The organism is Nocardioides jiangsuensis (assembly GCF_019679455.1).
GTDB lineage: Bacteria > Actinomycetota > Actinomycetes > Propionibacteriales > Nocardioidaceae > Nocardioides_C > Nocardioides_C jiangsuensis.
The window spans coordinates 463,105-479,182 of the sequence record NZ_JAIEZQ010000001.1 but is presented as its reverse complement, the minus strand read 5'-3'; the positions used below and the strand labels follow the sequence as shown (position 1 = coordinate 479,182).

General features: G+C 70.7%; 13 protein-coding genes. 8 read left to right on the top strand and 5 right to left on the bottom strand.

From position 1 onward, the window contains the following. Complete coding sequence (locus K1X13_RS02305) at positions 1-1,383, bottom strand: branched-chain amino acid ABC transporter permease (protein WP_221023424.1); 1,383 nt, start codon at positions 1,381-1,383, stop codon at positions 1-3. 231 nt (positions 1,384-1,614) lie between these two features. Further along, complete coding sequence (locus K1X13_RS02300; protein ID WP_221023423.1) at positions 1,615-2,373, bottom strand: DUF554 domain-containing protein; 759 nt, start codon at positions 2,371-2,373, stop codon at positions 1,615-1,617. 177 nt (positions 2,374-2,550) lie between these two features. Between K1X13_RS02300 and K1X13_RS02295 the strand changes: the two genes are divergently transcribed. Then, complete coding sequence (locus K1X13_RS02295; RefSeq protein ID WP_221023422.1) at positions 2,551-3,120, top strand: GNAT family N-acetyltransferase; 570 nt, start codon at positions 2,551-2,553, stop codon at positions 3,118-3,120. A gap of 62 nt (positions 3,121-3,182) precedes the next feature. Here K1X13_RS02295 and K1X13_RS02290 read toward each other — a convergent pair whose 3' ends face one another. After that, positions 3,183-3,611, bottom strand: a complete 429-nt coding sequence (locus K1X13_RS02290; RefSeq protein WP_221023421.1) for a PaaI family thioesterase — start codon at positions 3,609-3,611, stop codon at positions 3,183-3,185. Positions 3,612-3,711: 100 nt separating this feature from the next. Here K1X13_RS02290 and polA point away from each other — a divergent pair, with 100 nt between their 5' ends. The 3 genes from polA (at position 3,712) to K1X13_RS02275 (ending at position 7,398) form a co-directional block, all read left to right on the top strand. Continuing rightward, on the top strand, positions 3,712-6,411 hold the full coding sequence (polA, locus tag K1X13_RS02285) for a DNA polymerase I (protein WP_308249340.1): 2,700 nt from the start codon (positions 3,712-3,714) through the stop codon (positions 6,409-6,411). A gap of 96 nt (positions 6,412-6,507) precedes the next feature. Next, the gene (locus K1X13_RS19795) at positions 6,508-6,834 is read left to right on the top strand and encodes a TraR/DksA family transcriptional regulator (protein WP_221023420.1); all 327 of its coding nucleotides are present in this window, start codon (positions 6,508-6,510) and stop codon (positions 6,832-6,834) included. Positions 6,835-7,083: 249 nt separating this feature from the next. Then, positions 7,084-7,398, top strand: coding sequence for a hypothetical protein (locus K1X13_RS02275; protein ID WP_221023419.1), 315 nt, complete (start codon positions 7,084-7,086; stop codon positions 7,396-7,398). Between the two features lie 165 nt (positions 7,399-7,563). Here K1X13_RS02275 and K1X13_RS02270 read toward each other — a convergent pair whose 3' ends face one another. After that, complete coding sequence (locus tag K1X13_RS02270; RefSeq protein WP_221023418.1) at positions 7,564-8,886, bottom strand: lipopolysaccharide biosynthesis protein; 1,323 nt, start codon at positions 8,884-8,886, stop codon at positions 7,564-7,566. A gap of 250 nt (positions 8,887-9,136) precedes the next feature. Here K1X13_RS02270 and K1X13_RS02265 point away from each other — a divergent pair, with 250 nt between their 5' ends. Beyond that, positions 9,137-9,700: a hypothetical protein gene (locus tag K1X13_RS02265; RefSeq protein WP_221023417.1), complete on the top strand. Its 564-nt coding sequence runs from the start codon at positions 9,137-9,139 to the stop codon at positions 9,698-9,700. A 14-nt stretch (positions 9,701-9,714) separates the two neighbouring features. Next, on the top strand, positions 9,715-12,420 hold the full coding sequence (locus K1X13_RS02260) for a hypothetical protein (RefSeq protein ID WP_221023416.1): 2,706 nt from the start codon (positions 9,715-9,717) through the stop codon (positions 12,418-12,420). Between the two features lie 98 nt (positions 12,421-12,518). Here K1X13_RS02260 and K1X13_RS02255 read toward each other — a convergent pair whose 3' ends face one another. Continuing rightward, the gene (locus K1X13_RS02255; RefSeq protein WP_221023415.1) at positions 12,519-13,325 is read right to left on the bottom strand and encodes a class I SAM-dependent methyltransferase; all 807 of its coding nucleotides are present in this window, start codon (positions 13,323-13,325) and stop codon (positions 12,519-12,521) included. A 49-nt stretch (positions 13,326-13,374) separates the two neighbouring features. Between K1X13_RS02255 and K1X13_RS02250 the strand changes: the two genes are divergently transcribed. Together K1X13_RS02250 and rpsA are read left to right on the top strand one after the other, a co-directional pair. After that, complete coding sequence (locus tag K1X13_RS02250; protein ID WP_221023414.1) at positions 13,375-14,286, top strand: phosphotransferase family protein; 912 nt, start codon at positions 13,375-13,377, stop codon at positions 14,284-14,286. Positions 14,287-14,496: 210 nt separating this feature from the next. Then, positions 14,497-15,963: a 30S ribosomal protein S1 gene (gene rpsA / locus K1X13_RS02245; RefSeq protein WP_221023413.1), complete on the top strand. Its 1,467-nt coding sequence runs from the start codon at positions 14,497-14,499 to the stop codon at positions 15,961-15,963. Positions 15,964-16,078: the final 115 nt, after the last annotated feature.

Here is a 16,078-nt window from a genome sequence, read left to right as displayed (position 1 = left end):
CTAACCGACCCGCTGGGCTTTGCCGAGCAGACCCTGGGGCCGGATCAGCAGGACGACGATCAGCACCACGAGGGCGCCGACGAACTTCAGCTCGCTCGGGATGAACAGCGTGGAGACCTCGATGAAGATGCCGATGATGAACGCACCCAGCATCGCGCCCCAGATCGTGCCCAGGCCGCCGAGCACGACCGCGGCGAACACCAGGAGCAGGATCTTGAAGCCGAGCTGGTAGTCGAAGCCCTGGGTGAGGCCGAGCAGCACGCCGGACAGGCCGGCCAGCGCGGCGCCGCCGGTCCAGACGACGGCGATGACCCGCTCCACGTTGATGCCCGAGGAGGAGGCCAGGGCCGGGTTGTCCGCGACCGCGCGGGTGGCCTTGCCGATCCGGGTGTACTGCAGCAGCAGCGAGACGGCGATCAGCACCGCCACCCCCAGCAGCGCGACCGCGGTGTCCTTCGGCGTGAGGAGGATCGGTCCGATCTCCCACGGCTGGACCGCGGCGTACTGCGAGTAGTTGTGGTTCTGCCCGCCGGCGACGTACTGGAAGATGTTGCGCAGGAAGATGGACAGGCCGATGCTGACGATCATCATCGCGATCACGCCGGTCCCGCGCATGCGCAGCGGCTTCCACAGCGCCTTGTCGTTGAGGTAGCCGAAGACGCCGGAGAGGATGAAGGAGACGATCACCGCGACGACGACCGTCACGTCGGTGCCGCCGATCCGGATCGCTCCGGGAAGCTGGTCGACCGCGTAGGCGACCAGGGCGCCGAAGGTGATCAGCTCGCCGTGCGCGAAGTTCGTCAGGCCCGTGGTGCCGAAGATCATCGAGAGGCCGAGCGCGGCCATGGCCAGCAGCGTGGAGAACACGATGCCGCCGACGAGCAGCTGCAGGCCCTGGGTGGCGATGCCCTCGCCGCCGGCCGCCTCGCCGACCGGGAAGCTCACCGAGACGTCGTTGTCGAGGTTGATCTGCACGTCACGGGTGACGTCGTCGGGGTTGCGCAGCGCGGCGCCCTCGGGCATCGACTTCTCGTCGACCTTGACCGTGAAGGTCTTGCCGAGGTTGTCCACGGTGGTGCCGGGCAGCGGGATCTCGAACGTGCCCTCCGCCGTCGTGGTGGCCTCGCCGACCACGTTGCCGGACTCGTCCTCGACCGTAATGTCGACACCCTCGACAGGTGTCTGGGGCGTCTCCCTGGTGTCGCAGATCCGACCCAGGATGGAGATCGTGTCGTCGTCGGTGATCTCCGGAAGGACGCAGGCGGGAGCGTCGGCGGCGGTGGGGGCCGCGGCGGCTGCTGCCTGCGCGGTCCCCGACAGCGCGAGCACGGCCACCACCACTGCGAGCAACAGTCCGGCGATGCGTCTGATGCCTGTCTGCATGGGACTCCTGTCGCCTTCTTTCGAGAATGTCTCGCGGGACTATAGCGAGTGTCGCGCGTGAGTTCCCTCACGCGGAAGTGCTGGACGGGTCGCCGTAGATCCGACCTCACCCTAGAGGTACGGCGCCGTACGGGTCGCCCGACACGACAACAATGCTGCAACGCATCGCACCGCTTGCAAACAGCAAGTTTCGACGGCGTTTCGTCGTGCTCACGGCCGCCGTACGGCGACTCAGCGGAGCGCGATCACGACCTGGGTGAGCAGGGGAGCGATCAGCAGGGCCGGCAGCAGATCCCCCACGGGGAGCTGCTTGATCCTCAGCAGTCGAAGGGCGACGCCGACGAGCATGAGACCCCCGGTGGTCGTGAGCGCGGCGAGGTGCGGGTCGGGGAGGATGTCGCCGAGCGCCGCGCCGAGCACGGTCAGCGAGCCCTGCACGACGAGCACCGCGATCGCGCTCGCGGCCACCCCCCAGCCGAGGGACGCCGCGAACGCGATCGCGGCGAACCCGTCGAGCGCCGCCTTGAGGAACAGCTGGTCTGGACCGTTGCCGAGGCCGTCGTTGAGCGAGCCGAGCACGGTCAGCGGTCCCACGCAGAAGACCAGCGAGCTCGAGACGAACCCCTCGATGAACCGCTGCCGGTCCGCGCTCTCCTCCCGGCCGCCGGCCCGCGCGTGCAGGCCGGCCTGGAGCCAGCTGCCGAAGCCCTCGAGCCGGTCCTCGATCCGGAGCACCGAGCCGAGGATGCCGCCGGTGAGGAGTGAGCCGAGCACGATCAGCATCGGCGCGCTGTCGCCGACGGCGGCCGCCCAGGAGGCGTCGGTGATGCTGGCCGCGGAGAGCGCGGCGATCAGCAGGGTGACCAGACCGAGGCCGTCGGTGACCACGTCCCGGGTGCGCTGGGTGAGCCGGTGCCCGACCAGCACGCCGATCACGGTGCCGAGCAGGACGGTGACGACGTTCACGAGCGTGCCGATGCCTGGGAACACCGAGGCCTCCTCTACCGATTCGCGGCATACAGGCGTAATCTCTCACCTCGCCGACTACGCGCGGGCGACGGGGACCGATGTCGAGTGGGCAGTCCTGGGACCGGTACGTCCGGTCCCACCTGCATTGCCACGACCAAGGCCCGGAAGGGGTGTCCGTTGTCCCGTCACCCGGTACACGTGCGCGACGCAGCGCCGGAGGACGCCGAAGCGCTGCTCGCCGTGTGGGCGGACTTCTCCCGTCGTACGGCGACCGACACCGGTCGCCCCCCGGCCGAGGAGGCCTCCTGCGCCGTCGCGCGGATCGCCGCCGAGCCCGACGAGCGGCTGCTGGTCGCGGTCCTCGACGACGAGGTGGTCGCCGCGGCGCACCTGACCCGCGCGCGGCTCTCCCCGATCCACTGCGAGAGCGCGATCCACGTCTCGCACCTGCACGTGCTGCCGAAGTACCGCCGGCGCGGCATCGGCAGGATGCTCATCGAGGCGGCCGTGACCTGGGCGGAGGAGAAGGACACCACCCACGTGCTCGCCGCCGCGTCGGTGCACTCGCGCGACGCGAACCGGTTCATGGCGCGGCTCGGGCTCGCCCAGGTCGCGGTGGTCCGCGCCGCGACGGTCGGCTCCCTGCGCGCGAAGCTGCCGGTCGAGCCGCCGCCGGGTGCGATGGTGTCGAGCCGCAACCACCGCAGCGTCGGCCAGGTGATCGCCGCACGGCGGTCCATGCGCCGCGCGCAGTCCAAGACCGACTGAGTTCGTACGGGCGGGGAGCCGCCGTGCGGGTCACGCCCACCGCGCGGGCGGGTCGGACCGGGTCAGTCGCGCTTCGCGGGCAGCAGCGCGCAGGTGATCCGCGAGGTGCAGACCCGCTTGCCGTCCTCGTCGGTGATCACGACCTCCCAGCACGCCGACGTACGCCCGAGGTGGATCGGTGTGGCGACCCCGGTCACGACGCCCTCGCGGGCGGACCGGTGGTGGGTGGCGTTGATGTCCACGCCGACGGCGATCCGGTCGGGGTAGGCGTGCGCGGCGGAGCCGACGGAGCCGAGGCTCTCGGCCAGCACCACCGAGGCGCCACCGTGGAGGAGGCCGTAGGGCTGGGTGTTGCCTTTGACCGGCATGGTGCCCACCACGCGCTCGGCGGAGACCTCGAGCAGCTCGACCCCCATCTTCTCGTTCAGGTCGCCCATCGGGAACTGGTGGAGGAACTGCTCGGTCTCGGCGCTGTCGGTTCGTGGTTCCATGCGACCGATTGTCGCGCTTGCCCGGCGCGCCGTCACCGTGGGGTGACGGCGCCCGGTCCGGGCTCCGAAACCGGGGGTGGCGGGGGATAGGGTCGGAGGCGTGTCTGAACAGCCCACTGTGCCCGGTCAGCGTCCCCGCCTCCTGCTCCTCGACGGCCACTCGCTGGCCTACCGCGCGTTCTTCGCGCTGCCGGTGGAGAACTTCTCGACCACGACGGGGCAGCCGACCAACGCGGTCTACGGCTTCACCTCGATGCTCATCAACGTTCTGCGCGACGAGCAGCCCACCCATCTCGGGGTCGCGTTCGACGTGTCCCGGCAGACCTTCCGGTCCGAGGAGTACGCCGACTACAAGGCCAACCGGTCCGCGTCGCCCGACGAGTTCAAGGGGCAGGTCTCGCTAGTCAAGGAGGTGCTCGCCGCGCTCCGGATCCCGACCATCGAGAAGGACGGGTACGAAGCCGACGACGTGATCGCGACGCTGACCACGCAGGCGGTCACGGAGGGGTTCGAGGTGCTGGTGTGCACCGGTGACCGCGACGCGCTGCAGCTGGTGAGCGACAGCTGCACGATCCTCTACCCGCGCAAGGGGGTCTCCGACCTGGCCCGGATGACCCCTGAAGCCGTCGAGGAGAAGTACGGCGTCCCACCGCACCGCTACCCCGAGATCGCCGCGCTGGTGGGGGAGAGCTCCGACAACCTCCCGGGCGTGCCCGGGGTGGGGCCCAAGACGGCCGCGAAGTGGATCAGCCAGTACGACGGCCTCGAGAACGTGATCGCCCACGCCGACCAGATCAAGGGCAAGGCCGGCGACTCGCTGCGGGAGCACCTCGGCGAGGTGATCCGCAACCGGCGGCTCAACGCGCTGGTGTGCGACCTGGAGCTGACCGCGCGGCCGATCGACCTGGCGATGCAGCCGTGGGACCGCCAGGAGGTGCACAAGCTCTTCGACGGTCTCGAGTTCCGGGTGCTGCGCGACCGGCTCTTCGCGACGCTGGAGTCCGCGGAGGAGATCGAGGAGGGCGGCTTCGAGCTCGACGGCACGCGCCTCGGCCAGGGGGAGGTCGAGGGTTGGCTCAAGAAGCACGCCCGCGTCGCCGACGCCCGGGTCGGGGTCCAGGTGCAGGGCACGTGGCGCGCCGGCACCGGTGACGTCTACGCCCTCGCGCTCGCCACCGGGGACGGCTCCGCTGCCTGGCTGGACGCCGAGCAGCTGACCCCGGAGGACGACCGGGCGCTCGCGGACTGGCTGGCCGACCCGTCGTACCGCAAGGTGCTGCACGACGCGAAGGGTCCGATGCTGGCGCTGTCGGCCCGGGGCTGGAGCCTCGCGGGCCTGGAGCGGGACACCGCGCTGTCGGCGTACCTCGCCCGACCCGACCAGCGCTCCTACGACCTCGCCGACCTCACCCTGCGCTACCTCAAGCGCGAGCTGCGCCAGGAGGACGCCGACCAGGGCCAGCTGAGCTTCGACAGCCTCGGCGAGGACTCCTCGGGGGACACCTCGATGCTGCAGGCGCGGGCCATCCTCGACCTGGCCGAGGCGCTCGACGACGAGCTCGAGTCGCGCGGCGGCACCCGCCTGCTCGCGGAGGTGGAGCTGCCGCTCGTCGACGTCCTCGCGGACCTCGAGCGCACCGGCGTCGCGGTCGACACCGAGCACCTGCAGAGCCTCGAGGCGCACTTCGCCGGCGAGGTGAAGAAGGCGGCCGACGAGGCGTACGACGTGATCGGCAAGGAGATCAACCTCGGCTCCCCGAAGCAGCTGCAGGTGGTGCTGTTCGACGAGCTGAACATGCCGAAGACCAAGCGCACCAAGACCGGCTACACCACCGACGCCGACGCGCTGCAGCAGCTCTACGTGAAGACCGAGCACCCGTTCCTGCTCGCCCTGCTGCGGCACCGCGACTTCTCGCGGCTGCGGCAGACCGTGGAGGGCCTGCTCAAGACGGTGCAGTCCGACGGCCGGATCCACACCACGTTCAACCAGATGATCGCGGCGACCGGGCGGCTCTCCAGCACCGACCCGAACCTGCAGAACATCCCGATCCGCACCGAGGAGGGCCGCCGGATCCGCGAGGCGTTCGTCGTCGGGGAGGGCTACGAGTCGCTGATGACCGCCGACTACAGCCAGATCGAGATGCGGATCATGGCGCACCTGTCGGAGGACGCCCTGCTGATCGAGGCGTTCCGGTCGGGCCGTGACTTCCACTCGGTGACCGCGGCGCGGGTGTTCGAGGTGGACGCGGCCGAGGTCACCGGCGAGATGCGCGCCAAGATCAAGGCGATGAACTACGGCCTGGCGTACGGGCTCTCCGCCTACGGGCTCTCCCAGCAGCTCGGGATCGAGCCGGCCGAGGCGCGGGGGCTCATGGACGAGTACTTCGAGACCTTCGGCGGGGTGCGCGACTACCTCGCCGGGATCGTCGACGAGGCGCGGCGCAGCGGCTTCACCGAGACGATCATGGGGCGCCGTCGCTACCTGCCCGACCTCACCAGCGACAACCGGCAGCGCCGGGAGATGGCCGAGCGGATGGCCCTCAACGCCCCGATCCAGGGGTCGGCCGCCGACATCATCAAGGTGGCGATGCTCAAGGTGCAGGCGGCGCTGAAGGAGTCGTCGCTGCGCTCGCGGATGCTGCTCCAGGTGCACGACGAGCTCGTGCTCGAGGTGGCGTCCGGCGAGGCCGAGCGGCTCGAGGAGCTGGTCCGCGCCGAGATGGCTGCGGCCGCCGAGCTCACCGTGCCGCTCGACGTGTCGGTCGGCACCGGCCACAGCTGGCACGACGCCGCGCACTGACCCGTCCCGACCCGCACGGAGGGTGCACCGCGCGGCGCCGGGCCGACGCCGCGGGGGCGCGGTGCCCGGCTTTGCGGGGCAGGACATGATGGGCAGATGGACGACATCGCCGCGAGGCTCCGCGAGAAGAAGGCCGAGCTCGACGACCAGATGGGGCAGATGGAGCAGCGTCCTTCCGACCAGGGCTCCATCTCCTTCGGCAAGCGGGTCGGCGAGGGTACGTCGATGGCGGTGGACCGGCTCTCGCAGGTGGCGGTGCACGACCAGCTCCAGGTCACCCTGGCGGACGTGAACCGGGCGCTGGAGAAGCTGGACGACGGCACCTACGGCACCTGCGACGTGTGCGGGAAGCCGATCGGTGAAGGGCGGCTGGAGGCACTGCCCTGGGCGGTGCTCTGCGTCGACGACGCCGCGCGCCGCTGAGCCCGGCAGTCAGGGCCGGCTCTGGCCAGGACGTCGACCACCTGCACTTCCTGTGCCGCGCCAACGCTGATGCGGTCGCCAACCAAGGTGACCGTCTCGACCGCGCACAAGGCCAATAGCCACGCCGCGGCGGCCACCCTGTCGCCCGCCGGCTGAGACACAGGCGGTGGTTTTACCGAAACGCCATGCGGTTCGACCGTTTTGTCCAAAGATTGTCTTATTCACCCGCACACACAAGGAGCAGCACCCATGAAGCGCCTCGGAGCCATCCTCGCCACCGCAGCCCTCGCTGCGGCCCCCGTCCTGGTGGTCGCCGCCCCGGCCTCGGCCGACACCCCCGGCTGCGTCACCAAGACCGAGTTCAAGAAGGTCCGCGAGGGCTGGTCGATCAAGCGGGTGCACAACACCTTCGACACCGCCGGCAAGCAGTCGATGTTCATGTCGGGATACCAGTCCCGCGAGTACAAGGCCTGCGTGAAGCCGTCGTGGAGCATCATCATGGTCGACTACGAGAAGAAGGCCGGCGTCTGGCGCGTGAGCTCCAAGATGGCCATGTGGGGCTGATCGACCCCCACGGCTTCACCGGCGCCCCCTCCCTGGACCACCGGGGAGGGGGCGTCGTTGTGTCGGCGCTCAAACGATGGGTTCCGGGTCCCTCTCAGCACCTACGACGCTCGACGGCGCCGTCCTTGGAGGTCATCGCCGCAGGACATTCTGAGGCGTCGGGGGCTAGACGGTGGTCTTTCCCGGTACGTCGGCCGGGGGACTGGGCGTACGGCGGCGCAGGCTGAACACCAGCAGGACGAGGAGCACCGTCGTCTCGACCGCCGCCACCGTCGCGAGCAGGGCCACCGGCGAGTCGAGCAGCGGCGCGCACGCCGCCAGCACGAGCAGCGCACCCCAGAGCACGTAGACCGCCCGCTGGCTCTGCCGGGCGACGACGCCGTAGACCATCAGCTGGATCATGGACAGCAGCGTGCCGATCGCGGCGAAGGCCCAGATCAGGTCGTGCAGCTCGGCGTACGCGCTGCCACCGACGAAGGTGACCGCCAGCCCGGCCAGGACGTAGGCGCCGACGGTGGCGACCGCCCCGATCGCGAGGACCAGACCGAGCGCCTTGAGGTGTCCCGCGCGGCGGGTCCCGGCGGCGGCCATTGACGGGAACGCCACCACCACGACGAACTGCGGCAGGAAGAGAACCGCCTTGGCCAGGATGAGCCCGCCCGCGTAGAGGCCGGCCTGGTGGTCGTCGAGCACGCCCCGGGCGATGAGCACGTCTGCGTTGGAGAGCGCGAAGAAGGCGAGCAGCGCGTGCGAGTTGTGGGCGACCTCGCGGAAGACCCCGCCGCGTGCCCAGCTCGTGCGGGAGCGCATCCGGGGGGCCCTGGGCACGGGACCGCGGCCGGTGGTCCGGTCGGGATGGCGCAGCGCCGCCCAGCCGACCAGGACCGGAACGAAGGCACCGACCGCCACGCCGACCATCGCGCCGAGGGAGTCCCGCCACAGGAGCAGCCCGGCCGCACCGAAGGCGATGCGTCCCAGACCGGTGGTGAGGTAGATGCCGGCCAGGGGAAGCCAGCGTCGCTCGCCCTGCAGGATGCCGCCCTGCCCGCCCATCACGGTGACCGGCAGGGCGGCGACCGCGAGGAACGCCGCCGTCAGCCAGGTGTCGAGGCGCAGGGTCAGGGTGATGGCCGGTACGGCGGCCAGGCAGACGACCGCGAGCACCACGGCCGAGCGGTAGCTCGCCGCGAGGACCTCCGACTCGATCCGGTCGAGGTCGCCGGGAGAGGCCGCGACCCGCCGCGCGCCGGTGGCCTGCAGCCCGAGCGAGAGCACGCTGACCACCATCAGCAGCCCCATGACGGCGGCGAGAGCGCCGTACTCACTGGGCCCGAGGAGGCGCGCGGCCAGGATCGTGAACCCGTAGGTGGCGACGTTCATCACGCCCATGGCGACCGCGATGACCCCGCTGCCGAGCAGCCAGGACGGCAGGCGTCGGCGGGCCGGCTCGCGCTGCACGTGGGTCTCCGTCTCGAGGGGGGCTGTCATCACGACGACCCTATGCGGACGCCGAAGTCCTCGGGAGCGGACGGAGCGCCGCCGGAGGACTTGTGGTCGATGGCGCAGACCGGTGGACGACTCGTAGCGTCTTTTTGCCCTGTAGTGAGATTTTCGTTACCTATCGGTAGATATAGTGCCTCGAAGTCTTGGCCCAGGGAGGGTACAAGCGCGCCGGGAATTTCACTTGGGAGAGTCTCCGGCGGCATCTTGGAGGGAGCGCGCCAGCATGCGCAAAAATGTGCTGGTCGGACTCGTGCTCACCGTGGCGGCCGTTGTGGTCGTCCTGGTGAGCTCTGTGTTCGACCTGGAGCTCGAGTCTGCCGCCCTGTTGGGCGCGGCTCTGGGGGCCGTGGTGGCCCTCGTACCCGACCGGTCGCCGATGATGCGCCTCGCCGGGTTCGCCGGGGGATTCGTCGCCGCGTGGATCGGCTACATCGTCCGCGCCGCGCTGCTGCCCGACAGCGCCGGCGGGCGTGCCGTCGCTGTGGGCCTGGTCGTCGTGCTGTGCGTGGCGATCGCCGCCGTGAGCATGGGCCGCCTCGCGCTGTGGAGCACGCTTCTCGGCACCGCCGGGTTCACCGGCGCCTACGAGTTCACCTTCGCCGCCGCACCGCCGGAGGTCGCCTCGACCTCCGTGAGCGTCGCGACCACGCTGCTGTTCAACGTGGCCGTCGGCTTCCTCGCCGCCGCCCTGATGGCCCCGTCCGGTGAGCCCCGGAGCGAGGGCGTCCGCCGCCGTCCGGGCCGCGCCGACGGTGACCTGCACAAGCTCGACGACATGATGATGGAGAAGGCCAAGTGACCCGCCGTTTTTCTGTGCCCCTGCGGCTCGCGGCCGTCACCGCGACCACGACCGTCGTCTGCGCGATGGTCGCCCTGCCGGCGTCCGGCGCCGAGGGTGACGTCCAGGTGACCAACACCGAGACCATCCAGGTCTACACCGACGCCTCGGGCGCGGTGGACACCCAGCGCGTCTACGAGCAGCTCGCGATGACCGGCAACGGCACCGTGGACCTCCAGAACCCGATCGAGACCGACGGGCTCCGCAACCTCGACGGCTTCGGCGGCTTCGACGTCGTGGACGGGAACCAGGTCGCCACGATGACCGTCGACGGCGAGGAGCGGGTGCGGTCCGTCAGCGACTACACCGGCGACCTGCCCCTCGAGGTCACCGTCGAGTACTACCTCGACGGTGAGCGTGTCGAGCCCGGCGACGTGGTCGGCGAGGACGGCAAGCTCGAGGTGAAGTTCATCGTCAAGAACGTCACCGGCGCCGACCAGGAGATCACCTTCGACGACGGCAAGGGCGGCACCGTCACCAAGACGGTGAACGTGCCGATCCCGATGGTCGGCTCGCTGACCACGGTCGCGCCGTCCACCTTCACCGACGTCCAGTCGGGCCAGGCCAACATGGCCGGCGACGGCAAGGGCGGCACCAAGCTGTCGTTCACGATGACGCTGTTCCCGCCGCTCGGCTCGGACACGGCGGAGTTCGGCTACACCGCGACCATCACCGACGGCGTCGTCCCGCGCGCCTCGATCAGCGCTCTCCCGGTGAACCCGCTGGAGAGCCCGACCTTCAAGACCGCGGCCGACAGCTACCAGGGCGGCGCGGACACCGGCATCCAGCTCACCGACGGTGCCAGCCAGATCGACGCGAACCTGCTGAAGCTGCGTGACGGCGCGGGCGAGCTGCTCGCCGGCCTGATCAAGCTGCGCGACGGCGCGACCAAGCTCGAGGCCGGTCTCGCCGGTGTCGCGGCTCCCGGAGCGGACCTGCTCGCGGACGGTGCGGGCGAGCTCAGCGACGGCCTCACCAAGATCGACGACGGCGCGGGCAAGCTCGCGGACGGGACCGACCAGCTCGAGGGCGGTACGCAGAAGCTGGCGGACGGAACCGGCAAGCTGGACGCCGGTGCAGGGAAGCTGGACGACGGCGCCAACAAGCTCGCCGACGGCGCTGGCCGGCTCTCCGACGGTCTCGGCGAGGCCGGGGCCAAGGCGCCAGCGCTGCTCGACGGTCTCGGGCAGGTTCAGGGCGGGCTGGTCCTCGTCGACGGTGGCCTCAAGAAGCTCTCCGTGGGAGTCGGCGACGTCCGCGACAACCCCAAGTACAAGCAGCTCCTCCAGGGCCTCACGGACCTGGTGTCCGGAGTGGGGTCGACCTCCGCGCAGGGGAGCCTCACCTGGGCGGTGGACCAGGTTCGTGCCGGCCTGAGCACGAAGGCGGTGCCGGGGGTCCAGAAGATGCAGGCGGGCGTCCACAACGCCCCCTCCGCGGCCAACCCGGAGCCAGGCGCCTACGAGAAGCTCGGCTGCGCTCTCGTCGTGCTCAACGACATCAAGGCCGGCACCATCCCGACCGGCCGGTACCCGGGCGGAAAGGACCTCTGCTACTTCGACGCGGCCACCAACCCGGATGCGCTGATCCCGCCGCTGATGCCGCTGGCCGCGATCGACGGCGCGGTGGACACACCGGCGGAGTTCCAGACGGTGACGGTCACCAAGCTCATCACGCAGCTCGGTGACGGCCGCAACAAGCTGTACAACCCGGCGAACGCCGCAGACCTCGAGACCCTGTACGGCGGCCTCAACGCGGTGCTGGCCGGCCTGACCAGCCAGGACCCGGCCGCGCCCGGCGCCATCCCGGCCCTCAGCACCATCGAGTGCGGTCTCGACAGCTCCTCGCTCGGCGGCATGTGCGAGGTTCTGCGACCCGGCAAGGTGGGCGTCCGGCAGGGCCTCGAGCAGGTCGCTGCGGGTGTGCCCATGCTGGTCGACACAGTGATCGCGAACGTCCAGGGCGCGATCGGTACCGGCAAGGACCTCCCGGCTGACAAGACGCTCCGTGGCGGCGTGAACGGTCTGCAGGACGGTGTCACCCAGCTCCAGGACGGCGGCGACGCTCTGCTCGAGGGCCTCGCGAAGCTCTCCGAGGGCGCGGGTCAGCTCGACGTCGGTGCGGGTCAGCTCGCGGACGGGACCGGCGAGCTCAGCGCCGGTACCGGCGAGCTCGACGCGGGCGCCCAGGAGCTGAACGACGGCGCCTCGCGTCTCGCGGACGGTGCGGGCCAGCTGGCCGACGGAACCGGCAAGGCCGCCGACGGCGCCTCGCGGGTCGCCGACGGCGCGGGCAAGCTCTCCGACGGCCTCGGTGACGCGGCGGACGGCTCCGGCCAGCTCGCCGACGGTCTGGGCCAGGCCGCGGACGGTGCGCCGAAGCTCGTCGACGGTGCGCAGCGCCTCTCCGACGAGGGCACCAGCAAGCTCGTCGACGCCGGTGAGTCCACCGCGCAGAACTACGGCGAGATGTACGCCACCATCGCGGCCGGCGCCGAGCGCGCCCAGGCCGAGAAGATGGCGTACGGCGCCCCCGAGGGTGCGATGGGCCTGACCGCCTACAGCTACGAGATCAAGGGCGAGGACGGCGAGGGCGGCCGCAACCTGGCTCGCGGTGTCGGTGGCCTCGCGGTGCTGGCGGCCGGAGCCGGAGCGTTCGCGTTCCGTCGCCGGCTCATCTGAGGGATCACGGCGCAGTACCAGTAGCGAACGAGAAGGGGCGTCGGGCGACCGGCGCCCCTTCTCGCGTCCGTGGTCAGAGGGAGCCGGGGGTCCGGGGGTCAGGCCAGCGTGGCGCGGAAGATCGCGGTCCCGGGCACCAGGGCACCCCGGACCGGGCCCCAGCCGCCCCACACCCGGTCGTGCCCCTCGGGCCACTCCGGCTCGACCAGGTCGTCGAGGCGGAACCCGGCCAGGCGCAGGATCCGGACCCAGTCGCCGACGGTGCGGTGGTGCTCGACGTAGGTGACGCGTCCGTCGGCGTCCTGCTCGACGTACGGCGTCCGGTCGAAGTACGAGCTGGTCACCACCAGCCCGGCGGTGGTCGGGTCGTCCGGCATGCTCCACCGCACCGGGTGGGTGACCGAGAACGCGAAGACCCCGCCCGGCCGCAGCACCCGGGCCGCCTCCGTGACGGCCGCCGAGGCGTCGTACACGAACTGCAGCGCCCCGAACGCGGAGAACACCACGTCGAAGCTCCCGTCGGCGAAGGGGAGCGAGGTCGCCGTGGCGCACACGGCCGGGACGCGGGCCCCGGTCTCGTCGTCGATCCGCCGCGAGTGCTGGAGCTGGCGGGCCGACAGGTCCACGCCCACGGCGCGGGCGCCCTGGGTGGTCAGCCACCGCGCGCACTGCCCGGCGCCGCAGCCCACTTCCAGGACGTCGCGTCCCGCCACGTCGCCGAGCAGCCGGACGTCGGCCTCCTGCACCCCCTCGGGCGACCAGATGAAGCCGATGTCGCGGAGGAAGGTGCCGTGCGTGGCCTGGTACTCGTCGGCGTAGGCGTCCCAGTCCTGCCGGTTGGCGCGCTGGGTCTCGGTCTCGGAGACGGTACGGCGGACCGGCTCCACGCCGCCTGGGTCGCTCATGCTGGCGACCCTAGTCGGCCTGTCGGGGCGCTGTGACAGCATCACCGGCATGGATCTGATCGGGGCGGGCCTCGAGCCGCTGGCGGGCGGCCACAGCGGCGAGACGTTCCTGGCCGAGGTGGCGGGGGAGCGCACCGTGGTCCGGATCTACGCCGGCCGCGGCGCCACCCGCGGTCCGGAGGCGCCGGAGGTGGACGCAGCCGTGCTGGCACTGGTGCGCGGCCTGGTGCCGGTGCCTGAGGTGCTGGAGGTACGCCGCGCCGACCCGGAGTCCGGACTGCCGGGCCTCCTGGTCACCAGCCACCTCGACGGCACCCGGCTCGACGCCCTGCTGCCCGACCTCGACGACGACATGGCCGCGGTGGTCGGTGACCGGCTCGGCCGGGTGGTGGCCCGGCTGGCGCAGATGCCGATGCTGCGGGCCGGGATGTTCGTCGACGCCGAGCTGCGGTGCGTGCCGATGCCCGCCGAGGCGCGGGACCTGCCCACCTGGGTCTCGACGCACCTGGAGGGCACGGCGCTGGCGGCGTGGTCCGCGGAGGACCGCGAGCAGCTGATGGCGGTGGCCGAGCGGGCCCAGCAGCTCGCCGACTCGGTGCGGCGGACCTGCCTGGTGCACAGCGACCTGAACCCGAAGAACGTGCTCGTCGACCCGGACACCGGCGCCGTCACCGGGCTCGTGGACTGGGAGTTCGCCCACGCGGGCAGCCCCTTCAGCGACCTCGGCAACCTGCTGCGGTTCGACCGGCGTCCGACGTTCGCCGAGGCGGTCGAGGCGGCGTACCGCACCCACGTGGTGGACGCGCCCGCCGACCTCCTCGACCAGGCCCGCGCGGCGGACCTGTGGGCGCTGGTCGACCTCGCCGCCCGGGCCGGGAGCAACCCGGTGGCCGACCGGGCACACGACCAGCTGCTCGCGATCACCCGCACCGGCGACCTGCACGCGGTGGCGACCGGCTGAGGCGGTTGGACGTGGGAGACGGGACGCGCGTATCCTGTTGGGTGCGCAAGGAGTCTGCCTGGGTCTCAGACAGAGTAGGTTCTCGCTCGCTTTTCGTCGGCACCGTCGACTACCGGCCATCGGCTGGTCGGCCGCCAAGCATCGACGTGGTGAAACGGGCTCCTGTGGCGCGCCCGCACAACATCATCCATCCGAGGAATCCACTCCCTTATGACGAGCAGCACTCCCACTCTTTCGGACGCTCCGCAGGTTGCGGTCAACGACATCGGTTCGGAAGAGGACTTCCTCGCCGCGATCGACGAGACCATCAAGTACTTCAACGACGGTGACATCGTCGACGGCACCATCGTCAAGGTTGACCGGGACGAGGTCCTGCTCGACATCGGCTACAAGACCGAGGGTGTCATCCCCTCGCGCGAGCTCTCGATCAAGCACGACGTCGACCCCTCCGAGGTCGTCGCCGTCGGCGACAAGGTCGAGGCCCTCGTTCTCCAGAAGGAGGACAAGGAAGGCCGCCTGATCCTGTCCAAGAAGCGCGCCCAGTACGAGCGCGCCTGGGGCACCATCGAGCAGGTCAAGGAAGAGGACGGCGTCGTCACCGGTACCGTCATCGAGGTCGTCAAGGGTGGTCTCATCCTGGACATCGGCCTCCGCGGCTTCCTCCCCGCCTCGCTCGTCGAGATGCGTCGCGTCCGCGACCTCCAGCCGTACGTCGGCAAGGAGCTCGAGGCGAAGATCATCGAGCTCGACAAGAACCGCAACAACGTGGTCCTCTCGCGTCGCGCCTGGCTCGAGCAGACCCAGTCCGAGGTTCGCCAGGGCTTCCTGACCCAGCTCCAGAAGGGTCAGATCCGCAAGGGTGTCGTCTCCTCGATCGTCAACTTCGGTGCGTTCGTGGACCTCGGCGGCGTCGACGGTCTCGTCCACGTCTCCGAGCTGTCCTGGAAGCACATCGACCACCCGTCCGAGGTCGTCGCCGTGGGCGACGAGGTCACCGTCGAGGTCCTCGACGTGGACATGGACCGCGAGCGCGTCTCCCTGTCGCTCAAGGCCACCCAGGAAGACCCGTGGCAGCACTTCGCCCGGACCCACCAGATCGGCCAGATCGTGCCGGGCAAGGTCACCAAGCTCGTCCCGTTCGGTTCGTTCGTCCGCGTGGAGGAGGGCATCGAGGGTCTGGTGCACATCTCCGAGCTCGCCGAGCGTCACGTCGAGATCCCCGAGCAGGTCGTCCAGGTCAACGACGACGTCATGGTCAAGATCATCGACATCGACCTCGAGCGTCGCCGGATCTCGCTGTCGCTGAAGCAGGCCAACGAGACCGCCGCGGCCACCGAGGCCGAGGAGTTCGACCCGACGCTGTACGGCATGACCGCGTCGTACGACGAGCAGGGCAACTACATCTACCCGGAGGGCTTCGACCCGGAGACCGGCGAGTGGCTCGAGGGCTTCGACGAGCAGCGCGCCACCTGGGAAGAGCAGTACGCCAAGGCGCACGCCCGCTGGGAGGCGCACGTCAAGCAGCAGGCCGAGGCCAAGCAGGCGGAGGCGGAGGCCGGCGAGGCCACCTCGTACTCCTCCGAGCAGCCCGTGGTCGAGGAGGAGGGTGCGGGTTCGCTCGCGTCCGACGAGGCGCTGCAGGCTCTCCGCGAGAAGCTGACCGGCGGCCAGCAGTAGTCATGCGCTGACCCGGTGCAGTGACGCACTGAGCACAGAAAGGGCGACCACCCGTTGCGGGTGGTCGCCCTTTCGGCGTCTCCGGGCCGGTCGTCCGCATCAGCGTGCGCTGGGG